Annotated in this window: 8 protein-coding genes and 1 tRNA gene; 6 read left to right on the top strand and 3 right to left on the bottom strand. The window is 56.0% G+C overall.

What is annotated here, in order from left to right; translation table 11 throughout:
* The first annotated feature begins 29 nt into the window (after positions 1-29).
* The gene (locus IE099_RS00365; RefSeq protein WP_189566240.1) at positions 30-1,364 is read left to right on the top strand and encodes a DUF1501 domain-containing protein; all 1,335 of its coding nucleotides are present in this window, start codon (positions 30-32) and stop codon (positions 1,362-1,364) included.
* 76 nt (positions 1,365-1,440) lie between these two features.
* A complete protein-coding gene (locus IE099_RS00370) occupies positions 1,441-3,810 on the top strand; it encodes a PPC domain-containing protein (protein WP_189566242.1) in 2,370 nt (789 codons plus the stop codon).
* Positions 3,811-3,864: 54 nt separating this feature from the next.
* On the opposite strand, the gene uxaC is transcribed toward IE099_RS00370, so the two are convergent.
* The gene (uxaC, locus tag IE099_RS00375) at positions 3,865-5,268 is read right to left on the bottom strand and encodes a glucuronate isomerase (RefSeq protein ID WP_189566244.1); all 1,404 of its coding nucleotides are present in this window, start codon (positions 5,266-5,268) and stop codon (positions 3,865-3,867) included.
* Between the two features lie 264 nt (positions 5,269-5,532).
* On the opposite strand from uxaC, the gene IE099_RS00380 reads away from it, so the two are divergent.
* The 3 genes from IE099_RS00380 (at position 5,533) to IE099_RS00390 (ending at position 9,208) form a co-directional block, all read left to right on the top strand.
* A complete protein-coding gene (locus IE099_RS00380; protein ID WP_189566246.1) occupies positions 5,533-8,082 on the top strand; it encodes a c-type cytochrome in 2,550 nt (849 codons plus the stop codon).
* A gap of 187 nt (positions 8,083-8,269) precedes the next feature.
* Positions 8,270-8,884 (top strand): PEP-CTERM sorting domain-containing protein, encoded by a 615-nt coding sequence (locus tag IE099_RS00385; protein WP_189566248.1) that lies wholly within the window; start codon positions 8,270-8,272, stop codon positions 8,882-8,884.
* Between the two features lie 241 nt (positions 8,885-9,125).
* Positions 9,126-9,208 (top strand) — tRNA-Leu (locus tag IE099_RS00390).
* 86 nt (positions 9,209-9,294) lie between these two features.
* Here the strand turns inward: IE099_RS00390 and IE099_RS00395 are convergent.
* A complete protein-coding gene (locus IE099_RS00395; RefSeq protein ID WP_189566251.1) occupies positions 9,295-10,362 on the bottom strand; it encodes a phosphate acyltransferase in 1,068 nt (355 codons plus the stop codon).
* Between the two features lie 143 nt (positions 10,363-10,505).
* Here IE099_RS00395 and IE099_RS00400 point away from each other — a divergent pair, with 143 nt between their 5' ends.
* Positions 10,506-11,300 (top strand): histidinol-phosphatase, encoded by a 795-nt coding sequence (locus IE099_RS00400; protein ID WP_189566253.1) that lies wholly within the window; start codon positions 10,506-10,508, stop codon positions 11,298-11,300.
* Here the strand turns inward: IE099_RS00400 and IE099_RS00405 are convergent.
* Positions 11,278-16,230, bottom strand: a complete 4,953-nt coding sequence (locus tag IE099_RS00405) for a ThuA domain-containing protein (RefSeq protein WP_189566255.1) — start codon at positions 16,228-16,230, stop codon at positions 11,278-11,280. The two genes, IE099_RS00400 and IE099_RS00405, sit on opposite strands and share 23 nt — an antisense overlap.
* Between the last annotated feature and the right edge of the window lie 20 nt (positions 16,231-16,250).

Below are 16,250 nucleotides of genomic sequence, written 5' to 3' on the forward strand. Positions count from 1 at the left end.
CGCCTGTGCAAATCCCTGTCTCTCTTGTCATGAAAAACACCTCCTGCCCCGGCAACCCTCTTGTGAGACAATCCTCACGTCGCGAATTTCTCTACGTTGGACTGGTAGGTTCGATTGGCCTGACTCTTCCGACCTTTCTGCGCCAGCAGGCTGGTGCGGCCATGAAGCAATACGACCTCCACGCTCCCGTGGCGCAATCCGTCATCAACATCTTTCTCCCCGGCGGAATGGCTCATCAGGAATCCTTCGATCCCAAGCCCTATGCTCCCTCGGAATATCGCGGGCCCTATGGCTCCATCGACACCGCGCTGGCTGGCGTCCGCTTCGGGGAAAAAATTCCCAAGCTCGCGAAGATTGCCGACCAGTTCACCGTTATCCGCTCCATGGCCCATGGCGAGGCAGCGCATGAACGGGGCACGCACAACATGTTCACCGGCTACCGCCCTTCCCCCGCCCTGCAGTATCCTTCGGTCGGCTCCGTTATTTCCCATGAACTGGGACCTCGGAAAAACCTGCCTCCATACGTCTGTATCCCCCAGGTTCCCAACGAGTTTGCGAACTCCGGTTATCTTTCCTCCGCGCACGGACCTTTCGCCATCGGCTCCGACCCTTCTCGAAAGGACTTTGAGGTCCGCGATCTCAATCTGCCCAAGGGAGTCTCCACCGAGCGCTTTGACCGTCGACGCTCCTTGCTTGATACGGTGGACGCCCACTTTCGCGACTTGGAGAACTCCGATCAAATCGCTTCCGTGGATGCCTTTTACGACCACGCCTACAAGCTCATCTCCTCGCAAAAGGCACGCGAGGCCTTCGACATCAAGCAGGAGGGCGACAAGACCCGCGACTTCTATGGCCGTCACGAACCCGGCCAACGCATGTTGCTTGCTCGACGACTCGTCGAGGCGGGAGTTCGCTTCGTGTCCCTCACTGCCGGTGGGTGGGACCACCACCAGAACATCAAGGATGGCTTTAACAAAAACATGCCCAATGTGGACCACGCAGTTGCGGCCCTGCTGACCGACTTGGGGAACAAGGGGATGTTGGATAACACCCTCGTGATGCTGACCACCGAGTTCGGCCGCACCCCGAAAATCAACAAGGACGGCGGACGGGATCACTGGCCGCGCGTCTTCTCGGTCATGCTCGCTGGTGGCGGAGTTAAGAAAGGAATGATCTACGGTTCCTCGGATTCCCTCGGAGGCGAGCCCGAGGAAAATGCCGTCAATGCCGCCGACTTGATGACCACGGTTTATCATCAGTTGGGAATTACTGCGGACAAAGAACTGATGGCCCCCGGCGATCGACCCATTGAGATCGTCGACGGCGGAAATGTCATTGATGGAATTTTGGAAAAGAAGGCCTAGCCACGTGGCCGGCAAACTGAACCTCATCAACCCAGTTTGAACGACAAACCAAGCTCGGGCCCCTCGTATCAATCTTATGCTCCCCGAGTTTCTTCCCCGCGCTTTCTGGTCACTAATTACTCTATTATCGTTGACCAACCTGGCGCACGCCTTTGATCCGGTTCTTAGCACTGTGACCCCGCGCGGAGGCCAAGCAGGGCAACAGGTCGAGGTCACTTTTCACGGGGACCGACTCGATGAGGTAGAGGAAGTTCTCTTCTATCGCCCCGGGATCACGGTCTCGGATTTGAAAAACGAAAACAGCAAGCGGGCCAAGGGCGCCTTCAAGATTGCTGCCGATGCGCCCTTGGGAGAACACCCCTTTCGGGTCCGTACCAAACAAGGCGTAACCTACCAACGCACCTTCTGGGTCGGAGCCTTCCCTACCGTCACGGAAAAGACGAGCTACGATGAAAAGCGCAAGCGAACCAACGAGGAGAACGATACCTTTGAAGCCCCGCAGCGCATCGAGCTCAATCACATTGTCCATGGCATCGCCCGCAAGGAAGATGCCGACTACTATGTTTTTAGTGGCAAGAAAGGCCAGCGTGTTACCGCGGAAGTGTTCGGCATGAGATTGGGCCGCGAAGTCTTCGATCCCTATCTGGCCATCTTGGACTCGAAGCGATTCGAGCTCGCGACTTGCGACGACCACGTCTTGAACAAGCGCGATCCATTCGTTTCCATCGTTCTTCCCGAGGATGGCGACTACACCCTGCTACTACGCGAGTCGTCCTATCAAGGAAACGACAACTCCAACTACTTGCTGCAAGTATCGGAATCCCCCCGCCCCACCTCAGTTCACCCACCCGTCGGCCAGCCAGGGCAAAAACTGGAACTCACCTTCAAAGGAGACGCCGCTGGCGAAAGCAAACAACTCGTCACTCTTCCCTACACTCCCGGGCTGGCTTCCATCTACGCCAATGTCAACGGCAAGTCCGCTCCCTCTCCGAACCAAGTTCTCCTAACCCCTCACCCCATTCTTGGTGAAACGGAGCCGAACAATCAGCAGGGCCTGGCGAAAAAGCAAAAGCCTGCGGCACTCCCCGTCACCTTGCACGGAGTCATTGACAAGCAGGACGACGTCGACTGGTTTCTCTTTTCAGCAAAGAAAGGCCAAGACATCCGAGTGCAAGTTCATGCCCGCGCCCTGCGGTCCCCCCTCGACCCCGTCATCCAAGTTCGCAATGCGAAGGACAACAAGAACCTCGGCAACAGTGATGACGACGGTAACAACCCCGATTCCAAGTTCGACTTCAAGGCCCCGGAAGACGGTGAATACTTCCTGATGATTCGCGATCACCTCAATCGCGGTGGCCCGGACTTCACCTACACTATCGAGCTCGCAGCTCGCACTCCCAGCCTGAGAGCGGAACTTCCATACGCGTCTAACAACGACAGCCAGAAGCATCGCATGATCACCATCCCCCGCGGCAATCATCTCGCCATTGTGCCCAATGTTGCTCGACAGAACACCAACTGCGACGTTGTCCTGGAACACGACCGGTTGCCGAAAGGAGTAACCATGAAATCCGAAGTGGCACCCCGCTCACCAGTCAACTTCCCCATCCTTTTTTCAGCCGCAGCAGACGCCCCATTGGGAGCCACTCTCTCCCGTTTCACGATCAAGGATACCAAATCCGAGCTGCGCGGGCCCTTTGAGGAAAACATCCACCATATCGAGATCAACAACGCCGGCCCCCTCCACTCGACCCACAACGAACGACTCGCCATCTCCGTCATTGAAGAAGCACCCTTTCACCTCGAGATCGTCGCTCCTCCCGTGCCCCTGGTGCGCAGTGGAACGATGGATCTCGTGGTCCGGGCCAAGCGCGCAGAGGGCTTTACCAAGGCCATCAAGGTCAAACTCCCATGGCGGCCTGCGGGGGTGGGAGCTCCCCCCGAAGTCTCTATTCCGGAAGGAAAAAGCGAAGCCATCATTCCAATCAACGCCAATGGCGACGCCCCTTTGCGCACGTCCTCCATTTGCGTAACCGGCGAAAGCAATCCCGGCAACGGCAACGTGCGAGTGTCTTCACCATTTGTCACTTTGGAGGTCGCCGAACCCTATCTAAACGGCAGCATCGATCTTGCAACCTCCGAGGTTGGTAAAGACGTTGCCCTCCTCTGCGAACTGGAAACCCTGCGGCCATTCGAAGGCGAAGCCGAGCTCACTCTCCATAGCCTTCCTCACAAAGTGACCGCCGCTCCCATCAAGATCAAAGCCAGCGACAAGAGCATCAAGATCCCCCTCACCATCCCCGCCGATGTCAAACCCGGGAAATCCAAGTCCATCTTTGCCCAAGTCCTCATCAAACAAGGCAATCACGTCATCCCCCATCAAATCGCCCAAGGCACCACCCTCGTCATCACCCCCAAACCCGCCGAGGTGACCGCAAAAAAATAGCGCGACTCCCAAGAGCCGCGCCTAACGATTCAGTTCACCTAAAATCGCAATCGACTACCCCAGCTCCAGACCGAAGTAGTCCTTGGCATTGCCGTAGCAGATGTCGCTCACCATTCCTCCCAACAAGTCCATGTCGTGAGGCAACTCGCCATTGACGACATCTTTGCCGATCAGGTTGCAAAGAATACGGCGGAAATATTCGTGGCGCGGGTAGCTGAGGAAACTGCGTGAGTCAGTCAGCATTCCGACAAAACGACTCAAGAGACCCAAGTTGGAAAGGGCGTTGATTTGCATCTCCATCCCTTCCTTCTGATCGAGGAACCACCAGCCGCTCCCGAACTGAATCTTCCCAGCCAAGGTGCCATCCTGGAAGTTGCCAATCATCGCCCCCATCATGTAGTTGTCGGCAGGATTCAGGTTGTAGATCACGGTCTTGGGCAACAGGTTGTCGCTATCGAGGCGGTCCAAATAGCCCGACAGCGCCTGTCCCTGGGGAAAATCCCCAATGGAATCGAAGCCGGTATCCGGACCCAGCTCGTTGAGAAGGCGGGTATTGTTATTCCGCAAGGCCCCGAGGTGCAGCTGCTTGGTCCAGCCCTTCTCCGCATCCAGATGACCGAAGAAAACCATCAGATAGGTCCGGAACTTGGCCGCCTTTTCCGGCGAAACCTCACGCCCAGCGCGAGCTTCGTCGAAGATGACCGCGGCTTCCGTTTCGCTACAATCCTCGTTGTCCAAAGCTGACAAGCCGTGGTCGGAAAGCCGTCCCCCCATCTCGTGGAAAAAGTCGTGCCGCTGCTTCAAGGCATCGAGAAAGCTCCCGAAGCTGCCGCAATCCACGCCACTCGCTTCCGACAATTTGTCAGTCCAAGCATTGAAAGCTTCCGGCTGGTCCACCGCGAGCGCTTTGTCGGGACGGAATGTAGGATAGACCTTGGTCGACAGCCCACTGGCCTTGATCTGCTGGTGATACTCCAAGGAGTCCACCGGGTCATCCGTAGTGCAGACCGCCTTCACCTTGCTTTGCTCTAACAGAGTATGAACCGGGAGGTCCTTGAGCTGGCTATTGGCCTCATTCCAAATCGCATCCGCCGAGGACTCGTCGAGCAAATCATCAATACCGAAGTAGCGCTGCAGCTCCAGGTGCGTCCAGTGATAGAGTGGATTGCGCAACGTCTTGGGAACAGTCTTGGCAAAGGCATCGAATTTCTCGCGATCACTCCCCTCCCCAGTGCAGTAGCGCTCACTGATTCCATTCGAGCGCATTGCCCGCCACTTGTAGTGGTCTCCGGCCAACCAAACCTGATAGAGATTCTCGAAAGTCCGGTTCTCCGCAATCTGATCGGGCGGCAGGTGGCAGTGGTAATCAATGATGGGCTGCTCTTTGGCGTAGTTGTGATAGAGCTCCCGAGCCACCTCGCTCTGGAGAAGAAAATCGTTAGTGATAAAGGTTTTCATGCTGCGACCCCCAGCTTGATCCGTTCCCCCCACTGATTCAACCCACAATATGGGAAGCTTTCCCGCCAAGGGCCGAGGCCAGAGATTCATCTACGAAATCCCCCTGCACTTTCCGCTCATACCCTTTGGCCACCTCACCCTGGCTTTCCCCAAATCCTTGTCCTAAGTCCGCAAGCTTGGCCGAGGACGTGCGTTGCGATTACAGATTCGGAAAAATTCAGCTGGTAAAAGTTCCCCTCAACGTCCGTAAATCTCTGTCACAAAATGATACGTTTTTCACAATTTTCCCTTTTCGGTCTGCTCCTGACCTCGGCCCAGGGCCAGCAGATTGACCTCGTGCAGCTCGGCGCGGAGACTTTTCAGGCCGTTGGCTGCGCGGAATGCCATGCGGTGGCCAGCGACGACGCCTCCATCAAGACCGGCCCCAGCCTCTTCGGACGCTTTCAACCCACCCCCATCGAAAAGTTGGTTCAAGGAGGTGACGCCCAGCACAAGGTGAAGTTCGATCTGAAGTATCTCACCGACTCCCTCCGCACCCCGACCCAAGACCTCGCCATTGCCGAAAGCGGCCCCTCGAAGGGTCAGCCCTTTCTCCCCGTGATGCCGCCCTACGACGCGAGCATTCTTCCCGAGCAAAAAGTCGAAGCCCTTTACCACTATCTGCAAACTCTCAACGAAGAAGGCCAACAAGGACCAGCGAAGGTGATGGCCGCCAAGAAGGCGGATGCCGCTCCTCTCACAGCCCTGACCGATCCGGCCGAGGTGCTTGTCGCTGATCAGACCCGAATTTTCCGCGCTCGTCTCGGCAAGACCTCCGCGCGGGCGGTCCACGTGGGCATGCCCAACGGCCTCAATTACAGCTTCGATCCCCGCACTCTCTCCGTCGAGCGCATCTGGTGGGGCGGCTTTCTCAATCTCAAGCAAGAGATGACTTCCCGTGGCGGCAAAGACTCCAATCTGGGCGAACAAGCAGAAGAAGTTAAACTCGGCTCATCACTGCTCGCCCCCCTTGACCCCACGACCGGCAAGCCAGTCGACTTGACCTTCAAGTCGCCAACCTACGCGGACAATGCGCAAATCATCGCCAACATGAGCGATGACGTCGACTTCCTCGAACAAGTCGCTGCTTCGCAAAGCCATTTCCGTGGCTACATGCATGCCGAGGTGCCCACCTTTTTCTATCAGATTGGCGACAACGAATTGGAGTTTCAGTTCACGGTCTCCAACGAAGGCGCGGCCAAGATTACAATCGACGGCAAGCTCTCTCAACCCCAGACCTTTCAACTCAGCGAAATCATCCACGGAAAGTCAGAGAAATGGACGGTCAGCGAACTCCCTGCCGAACTCGCCTTCCAGCTCCCTATCAAACCCGCGTGGCGCCCTTGGCAGGCCCAAACCAACCGGGCTCCTCAAGCGGTAAAGACCTCTGTTCCGGCCAAGCTTGAACTCCCAGCTGGCTACAGCGCCGAAACAATCGCTCCACCGCTCGATATCCATGGACGCGAACAACTCTTCGAGCCCATGGGCATGGACGAGGCCGCCGACGGCTCCCTCATCATCTCTACCCGCACCAGTGGCTTGTGGAAATTGAAGGACGGAACTTGGACCCAGATTGCCGAGGGCTTGCTCGATTCCCTCGGACTCATCATCGAGGACGAAAAGACCATCGTGGTGGGACAGAAGCCCGAGCTCACCCGCCTCCGCGATGTCGATGGCGATGGCTGGTTCGACCGCTACGAGACCATTTGGGACGACTTCCTCTTCACCCACAACTATCACGAGTATCTTCATGGCCCCGCCAAAGGCACGGACGGCAACTACTACGTTCAGCTCAACCTCGGCCATCGCGGAAAGCCCGAAGTCAACTACATGGCGGGCGGCAAATACATGGGCACCCAGGGCGGCCTGCGCGGTTGGGCTTTGCAAATTACTCCCGAAGGAAAAATGACTCCCTACGCCAACGGATTGCGCAGTCCCGCAGGCTTGGCAACGGGGCCGGATGGCGCGCTCTATTACACCGAAAACCAAGGTGAATACGTCGGAACATCCAAACTCTTCCGGCTCGAGCAGGACAAGTTCTACGGCAATCCCTGTGGCCTCATCGACCTTCCCGGAATGACTCCCCAGTCCCCTGAAATCGCTTGGGACACCGTGAAAGGCACGAAGGAAAAGGCGCTCGCGCTGATGGCCCACTCCCACCTCGCCAATGCTCCCGGCAGTCCCGCATGGGCTCCAGCCGATGGAAAGTTCGGCCCCTTCGGAGGGCAAATGTTCGTCGGTGATCAGACCCTTTCCCAACTCTTCCGCATCCTGCCGAAAGAGGGTAACGAAGCCGCCCTCATCCCCTTTGCGAAGGGTTTTTCTTCCGGAGTGATGCGTCTGCTATTCGCGAAAGACCACAGCCTCTACGCTGGTCAAACTGGCCGCGGCTGGCGAGCGCAAGGAGGGCAGGAAGACGGCTTGGTGCGAATCTTCCGCAACGAGCAATCACTCGGTAATGAACTCCTTGATATCACCCGCGACGGCAACGACTTCGTTCTCCATTACTCAAAAGAGATCGAATCCGCTCCGACCGCCGAGCAGTTGCGAATCATGTCTTGGGACTATCACGACAGCCCCAACTACGGTTCCGGCGAGCTCAATAAAGCCACCCTCACCACCACAAAAATCGAAGCCAAAGGAAAGTCCCTCCATATCTCGACCACCGGACTTTCAAAAAGCGACGACAACACCGTCATCCGATTCCAAAGCCTCATCCCTGAGGAAGAAGAGAAAGAAGAGACCCTCGGCTTCTACTCCATTTCCCGGAGATAGATTGAACAAATACTCGAGTCAGGTCTTTCACCCCTTGCTTCAAAGCTCACGAAACTCGACCCTTGATAAGGTTATAAAAAATACACTTACTGATTACAAAAACAGCAACGTTAATCACATTTAAATACATATTTAATCATCATCCATACACTTGACTGCGTAAAACCCAAAAGATATCGAGAAGTGGATGACAGCAACGTTCATTCCTACTCAAAAATCTATCCTCCGTGGCTTCAGCTTCCTGGCGATGACTACGGGGCTGCAAGCAGCACTCACCGTTAGTCTCCATCCCGATGGAGCAGGAGGCACCGTAGTCCGGGTCTTTGGGAGCGGCACCACCACTACTGCGGGCAGTCAACTCACAACCACTACCCTTAGTGAACAATGGCTCAATCTCACTGGAAATCCTTTCGATGATACCATCGACCTCAACAATGCGGACTATTATTTCGCCAGTCCCATTCAAATTGCTTCAGGAGTCAATATGATCGGCATCCAGATTGATAACGACCCAACTGATCCGGTGGGAGGGGATGGCGCTGATGACTTCCGAGTCTACATCGACAACGCGATGTCACCCAACACACCCTACTCGGCGGACGGAGTGACAACCCTTCAAACATTTCTCCGCAATGACGCTTTGAAGGTTGGTTCATATTATGATGACTCAGACGGCGGGAGCCTTTTCCTCAACGGATTCACTCTGCAAATCTCCGATCAAGCAATCGTTCCAGAACCCTCCACTTCTCTCATTCTTCTGTCCGGCCTCACTGCCTTGAGTCTTCGCCGCTCGCGGAGATAGCTTTTCCTTCTTCAAACTGTTTCGTCAGAAGCTTCCGGGAGTCGGGCCTATTGGACCAGATTCCCGGGGAATTGCTCCCCTGCTTTTCGCAAATGAAACAAGAGAAGGATTTTGACAGCGCCAAGCTCTTCAACCGTTGACGGTCAGACCCGCATGGTATATCCCCCGAGCTTGTGAGGGGCAAAACGACGGATTCCTAACAGGATAGAATCGACCACCCCTATCACAATCGAAATCAAATGCCGCCGTGGCGGAATGGTAGACGCTGTGGATTTAAAATCCATTGACTGCAAGGTCGTGCGGGTTCGAGTCCCGCCGGCGGTATTTTTCGAAACCTTCTCCGGCTCCCGCCTCCGCCCCACTGGCTTCTGATGCCGTGGGACGAACTTTTCCTTGGGATTTCTCGAAAGCTACCCGTGTGGGAACATTTCGTGATACTTGATGGCCTCGACGCCCACTGCGGCAGCGGTACCGAGTAGGCCCCGTGGCGTCACGGTGCGTGGCACTTGGGCGGCGGGGCGAGTCAGCCCAAGGACCAACTGACCATATTTGGTCGCTCCTCCGACGTGACGAAGCAACTTCATCGAGATGTGCGCGGCATCGAGATTGGGAAAAACCAGCACGTCCGCAGGAGGACGGTTCACCATCTGGGGCAGCTTGACCTCAGCCGCCGCAGGATCGAGGGCGACATCGGCTTGAAGCTCGCCATCGATCTCGATCTCATAGCGATTGTGGCTCACCAGCGCGCGAGCCGCATCGGTGGCTGCGCGAACCCGTGCCGCGGAATCACTGGCCGCAGAGTTCATGGAGGAGTGACTCAACATGGCCACCCGCACGCGTCGGCCGACGTAGTGATGGGCCAAGCGACCGGTTTCGACCGCAATATTGGTGAGCTCGGAGACGGTAGGAATGTCGGTGATTCCACAATCGGCCAAAAAGAGCACCCCATCGGGACCGAAGTGAGGCAACTTCTCGGAAACCATGATGGCCGCCGTGAAGGGATGGGAGACCCCCGGCATCGGCTTCACCAATTGCACGAGCGCGCGGTGAATGGTCGCGGGCAAATTGATATTTCCCCCCACCATCGCATCCGCCTGACCATATTGGATCATCATGGCGGCAAAGAAATGACTTCGGCTCACCGTCTCGCGCGGATTGGCCAAGTTGATTCCTTTCAGCTTTTCAATACGGATGAGCAGTTCGGTGAATAGGTCCAGGTCATCAGCGGTGTTGGGGTCGATGACCTTCACGAAATCCATCTTCGCGCCTAGCTTGGTCGCCATCGCCCGGACTTTTTCCTTGTTCCCCAAGAGAATGGGGATGCCAATTTCCAGCCTAACCATCTCAGCAGCAACCTGCACGACCCTTGGGTCTTCTCCTTCCGAAAACACGATCCGCTTGGGATGACGCTTTAAAATTTCGAACAAAGGTCCTGTAAAGACATCCGGCTCTGCCCACCCGCTTCCGATTTCACTCATATTCAGCCAATTCCCGAGGATTCAGTTCGGGTTCACTGGTGACTCTACGCACGACTGCGGCCAGCCACAATGGCAAAGCGTATCAAATCAAGTCTCACACACCGTTCTTGGAGACTTGAAAGGAAAGAGCTATCGTCGATGGCGTGACGAGCGACCTCCACACCCACACCCCTCTCTGCCACCATGCAGAGGGCACGCCCCAGCAATACGTTGAGGCGGCCCTCACTGCCGGACTGCATCAGTATGGAATCTCGGACCACGCCCCGCACACGCCCGAGCCTTTCGACGACTGGCGCATGAGCATGTCCGATCTGCCCAAATATCTCGATTGGATTGGGACCGCTCGAGAACACGCGGGCGATCGCTTGACGATTCGAGCCGGCATGGAGTGTGACTGGTTGGCGGGCTGCGAACCTCACCTCGACACTTTGCGGAGCTATCATGATTGGGACTACCTCATCGGTTCAGTCCATTATCTGCCCGGAGCCTCTGGGGACCGCTGGGATTTTGACAATCCAGCCCACCTTTCCCTATGGAAAGATCTCGGCGCCAGCGAGCTGGATGACCTTTGGACCAATTACTGGGCAACTTACACCGGGATGGTGAGGGCCAAGCGGTTTGAGATTCACGGGCACCCCGATTTGATTAAAAAGTTTGCCTTTGCCCCAGCTGGAGATCTCCGGCGATTTTACGAACCAACAATTGAGGCTCTGGTCGCTACCGGCGGAGCCTTTGAAATCAACACCGCAGGCTGGCACAAGCCTTGTGCGGAGCAATACCCCGCACGCGGCTTCCTCGAACTCGCAGCTCAAGCCAACATCCCCATCTATATTAACTCGGATGCCCATGCTCCCGGCGAGGTCGCACGTGACTTCGCCCGAGCTCACACACTTGCCACTGAACTCGGTCTCACGGTTAGGGATTCACTACCGGATTGACCAGCTCCACTCGCAGACGGAAAAAGCAGCGCTCCGGATTGGAAAGTCCAGCCGCCCCAGCTGCTGCCGCTAGTCCCGAGAAAGTCACGACCTCCTGATCCCCGATAGGATCATCCGTGGCCAATGGGGCCGCAATTGGCGTCCAAGCACCCTCCAAATCTTCCGACGCCTCCACCGAATAAACCAAGTCCGGCAGATCAACCGGACGCTGGAAGATCAGGCTGAAGTCGCCCGCCCCATCTGCTTGAAAGCGCGGAAGCCTTTCCACATCAGCACTTTGTTCATCCCCACCCAACGCATACTCCATCAGGGTGACGATGCCGTCTCCGTCAATATCGCTGACAATACTCGACAAAGACTCAGGGTTGTTTCCGAGATAGTCAGCAAAGGACGGCACGGGAATGGAATTGGCACTGGCCACGAGGCGGTAGACGCCCACCGCCGAGACCTTGGGATTATCCACCCCGGTGTCAATCAGGGCGATATCGAGACTTCCATCCGTGACCACCACCTCCTCAACCAAATAGTCATAGGCCGCGTCGTGTCCGACTTGAGCATGGATATCGAGGTCTGGATTGAACACGTTCCCCCCACCTTCAATCTGAACGTTCAACGTCCGACTATCATCAGCGGTTTGATAGATTTCAGCAAAACGCAAGAGGACTTGATAGGTCCCGTCAGGGGCCGGAATGGTGTAGCCAAATCCTCCGCTTTGCCAACGCTCCGTCTGATAGAGGGCCTCATCATCGGTATTCGCGATGGGGTCATCCGTGGAATAGCTTCGGTCGCCATTGATTAGATACGGAATGGAACCACCCCCGGTAGTTGTAATGGAAAAACCATTCAATCCCGTAGTCGTCGTCCCTCCTTCGCCCCAATTCACAGTGATGGAATCCTGCCCACTGACCTTTTCAATCGTGAACTGGGCATATGAATTGGCAGGCGTTTCATAGTCGGTGGTTTGGGTGCCAACCACGGACCCATTGTAGACCACTTCGAAGGTATTGTCGGATTCTCCCGTATCCCCAACTCCATAGAGAGTCAGCTTCATGGGACTCCCCTCCTCCACCTCACCGAGACCTGCTATCGTCAGGGTGCTATCCGCTGCATCGGCGAAAGCTGCCGTCTCATACAAGTAGGAGCCGGTAATGGCAGCTCCCACGTAGTCACCTTTGTTGGTATTATATGATCCGTTTCCGCCCACATTAGTCACCGTCACGCCAGTAATGCCCGTTGCCGCCACCTCGGCATCGGTGGGATTATTCCCCGTGATCACTTGCACCACAGCATTGGACTGCACCGCAGGATCAGCGATCGCAAAGTCCGCCGCAGTCGCCTCGGTAGGATTACCGTTCGTGCCTTGAAAGTCGACCAGGACCGTCATTGCCACTCCCGTTCCTGCCGCAGAACCGCTATCCGCAAGGTAGAGGTTGCCAAGGGAATCCGTATAATCGGGGCCCCCACCATTCAGCCCAAGAAAGAACTCTGGCGAAGCGTTGATTTCGTTCAGGACTGTCACTTGTGCTCCCGACGCCATCTCGTCACCGGCCAAGTCTTCGATCCCTTCCATCATGATGGTGTAATAAGAGCCCGCACTGGCGCCACCGAGCGTCAAAAGAACGGACTGTTGATCCGCGCTGGCCTCCGCGTTGGAGACACTCGCCCCGCCACTCACCTGATAGTTCCCTGCATCCGCCATTGTGGCTCGGTCCATCGCCTGATCGAAGGTGACCCGAACCTGCCCATAGTCAGGGACTTGAACCTCAGCAACCTGCGGACGGTTGGGGACGAGGGTTGCTCCCTGCCCCCGAAAGTTCACCCAGTTGACCCGCATGAGGTCTGCCCCCGAAGGAGCGTTTTCAAATACAAAGTAAAGGTCCTGCCCGCCCTCGGTCACATTGCTCAAAGAAGCAGTGTAATCAAGGTAGTCTACCCCATTCCCTGCCGTCACAGTGATGCTGGCTACTAGATTTCCCGTAGGTGACCCCTGCCGAACCTGCACCGTCCCCCCACCGTTGGAGGCGGCTCGAATCCGAATCGCTTCCATTCCTGCGAGATTCAATCCCCCAAAATAAAGGTAATCTCCGTGGTCCACATTGATCACATCCACATTCCCTCCCACCGGATCGCCGGAGTCGGCCACGTCCAATCCCGACTGACCGTCGAAAGTCTGCACCATGGTGACCTTGGGCTGAATCACCGTCTTGGCGTTCCCTTGAATAGGAGCAGTCCCGGGCGCGCCTTGGTCCGTATAATAGGCGTCAAAGACAAAAGCCAAGTCCGCGTCAAAGGCATGACTATCATCCCGGGGCACCTCGAGCACTCCGGACAAGCCGTTGAACTGAATCTCATTGTGCTGATGGTCATCATGTCCCAGGGATGCCTCGAACAGCACATCTTCATCCGTGATCTCGCCCGTCGCGCTGCTACCATCCTCCACATCGGTAACCGAGAAGCTGAACAAAACGCTATCACCCCAATCGAAGAAGGTGAAGGTGTCAGGCTCCACGAATTCCAGAACCGGCGCATTGTTTCCAGCTGTAATCGTCAGATTGGCGCGCGAAAAAAGCAGATCGCCATCGGTCACAGTCAACTGCACTTGATAGACCCCGGGGGTATCAAAGACATAGGTGGGACTGGGCGAAGTTGAGTCAATGATCTGGTCACCGTTGAAGTCCCAGCCATAGGTCACGCTCGCGCTATCAGGGTCATAGCTCCCTGCCGAACTGAAGTTGACGGTCAAAGGCACTTGGCCGCTGGTCACATCAGCAGAAGCGACGGCAATCGGAGTGGCAGCCGCATCCGTGTACTGAATTTTCACCAAGGCAGTATCAGCCGAAGTGCCCGAGCCGAAGTTTTCTCCCCACTCGATCACATACATGGCCCCATTCGGGCCAAAGACCATGTCAATTGGTCGGCTCAGCGAGATGTGTGGAGCGAACTCCGTGATCTCGAAGATGGAGCCATCAGGATTATTCTTGACCTCCAAAATCATGTTCCGCGACCACTCCATGAGGAAAACGCTTTTCTCATAGTATTCGGGAAAATTCTTTCCGGGCTCGAAGTCATAGACCGCTCCAGCCATCGCACATCGTCCGCCGGAAGCTCCGACCTCGGAAAACTGCTCGGGAGCATTGCCCGCTCCATCAGGATACCAGATCCAAGCAGGCTCGGGCTCAGGCAAAAGACTCGGATCTCCCGCAGAAGCACCACTGGTGGTGAAAGAAGAAACGTTGGTCAAATAATTCGTCAAATCCGCGCGAAGGGTTGCCATGCTCCATGGATTGGCATCGCCATCCAGATACGGCTTGTTATCGGCAATGAAGTATGGCCAGCCAAAGAAACCTGCCTCTTTCACCTGATTGAATTCATCATGTCCCCGGGGTCCAGTGAAGGCAGTCGTTCCATCTCCTCCCGCATCCGGACCCACATCACCGTAGTAAAGCCACCCTGTGAACGGGTCCAAACAGAAGCGGAAGCAATTCCGGCAACCCATCACATAGATTTCGGGACGGGCCGCCGCCGTTCCTTCCGAAAAGAGGTTTCCTGCCGGAATGGTGTAATTCGGGTGAGCTGCCGGCCCTCCCCCCACATCGGGTTTGATCCGCAGAATCTTTCCCCGGAGGTCATCGGTGTTTGGCGAAGCCTTCCGCGCATCACGCCCGATGAGATTGTCAAAACGCGGGCTATAACCACTCGCCTGGGTATTGTCCCCGATGGAAACAAAGAGATTGCCCTCACTATCGAATCGCAAGCATCCCGCCTGGTGGTGCCCCGAATTCCCCGTTTCGGTCGGACGATTGGTGAGGTATTCCAAGATCACGACCTCGCTGCTCAAATCCAGATTCCCCGCGGTATCCAAGGTGAACCTCGAGATTCGAGTATTGGTTCCGGACGATGGCGACCAGTGGATGTAGAGCTGCTGCGAAGTGGAAAAGTCGGGCGCAAGAGCTATCCCAATCAACCCATATTCCCCCCCACTATACTCAGCGAGATTCGCGATGGTGGTCGTCACCCCCGAACTTTCGTCGTGGACTTTCACCGCCCCTTTGCGCTCGACTAGAAAGATCCGTCCATCGGGGGCAATATCGATCGCCATGGGAGCCGCGAGACTATTATCGAGCACCACTTTCTCATAGTTTTCCTCGATCGTAGCACCACTATCCCCTCCCAACTCCCCGGCAGCCCACTCGACGGAGTTGGTGATGAGACCGCGAAAGAGGTCTTCGGAAAATATCGCGCCGGGATGACCCATCGCCAGATAAGCTGATCGTCCTCCGTCAAACTCGTGACACCACATGATGGGATGGTCGTCCCCATGGGTTCCGCCATTATAGGTCGCTTCATCGACCTGAGCCAGCACATGAACCCTACCCCGCGGACTGGTGGCAAAGTTATACCACTCATCACTCACCGTCCAACTGGTGACCCGCTGTCCAGTGGACGGGTCCTGAACGTTGGTAATGGGATGAACCTGATCAAGAAATTCGATCGTCCCCGGCACCACCGCCGAGTGATTGACAACCTCCGCGCCAACCATCTCAATATACCACGGCCACCCCTTTTCGGTGTCGGTTGCCGCATGAATGCCGACAAAGCCCTTACCAGACCGATACCAATTCTGAAACGCCGTTTGCTGAGTTGCGTCAAGAACGTCTCCCGTCGTATTAAGAAAAACAACTACCTGATGATTTGACAATTCCGAGGTAAACACCCCCGCGTCGTCCGTCACGGTCACCCCAAAGTCATGCTCGATTCCGAGCTCCTCCAAGGCGACCGCCCCCTCGGTCCTCGACGAATGCGCGAATCCAGCTGCTTTAGTAAATACTAAGACTTCAAAGCCGTGTCCGTACACCGGCACCAAACTTCCTCCAATGAGAACAGGGAGGAGCAACAGGCTGGCCTTGGGGGGACGTTTCGCGAATTTCATAGGTGGGTTTTCTATCTGAG

Source organism: Roseibacillus persicicus (assembly GCF_014651675.1).
In the GTDB taxonomy this organism is placed as follows: domain Bacteria; phylum Verrucomicrobiota; class Verrucomicrobiia; order Verrucomicrobiales; family Akkermansiaceae; genus Roseibacillus; species Roseibacillus persicicus.

Coding starts and splice junctions, on each gene's coding strand:
- IE099_RS00365 (WP_189566240.1), top strand. CDS start 30: ATGAAAAACACCTCCTGCCCCGGCAACCCTCTTGTGAGACAATCCTCA.
- IE099_RS00370 (WP_189566242.1), top strand. CDS start 1,441: ATGCTCCCCGAGTTTCTTCCCCGCGCTTTCTGGTCACTAATTACTCTA.
- uxaC (WP_189566244.1), bottom strand. CDS start 5,268: ATGAAAACCTTTATCACTAACGATTTTCTTCTCCAGAGCGAGGTGGCT.
- IE099_RS00380 (WP_189566246.1), top strand. CDS start 5,533: ATGATACGTTTTTCACAATTTTCCCTTTTCGGTCTGCTCCTGACCTCG.
- IE099_RS00385 (WP_189566248.1), top strand. CDS start 8,270: ATGACAGCAACGTTCATTCCTACTCAAAAATCTATCCTCCGTGGCTTC.
- IE099_RS00395 (WP_189566251.1), bottom strand. CDS start 10,362: ATGAGTGAAATCGGAAGCGGGTGGGCAGAGCCGGATGTCTTTACAGGA.
- IE099_RS00405 (WP_189566255.1), bottom strand. CDS start 16,230: ATGAAATTCGCGAAACGTCCCCCCAAGGCCAGCCTGTTGCTCCTCCCT.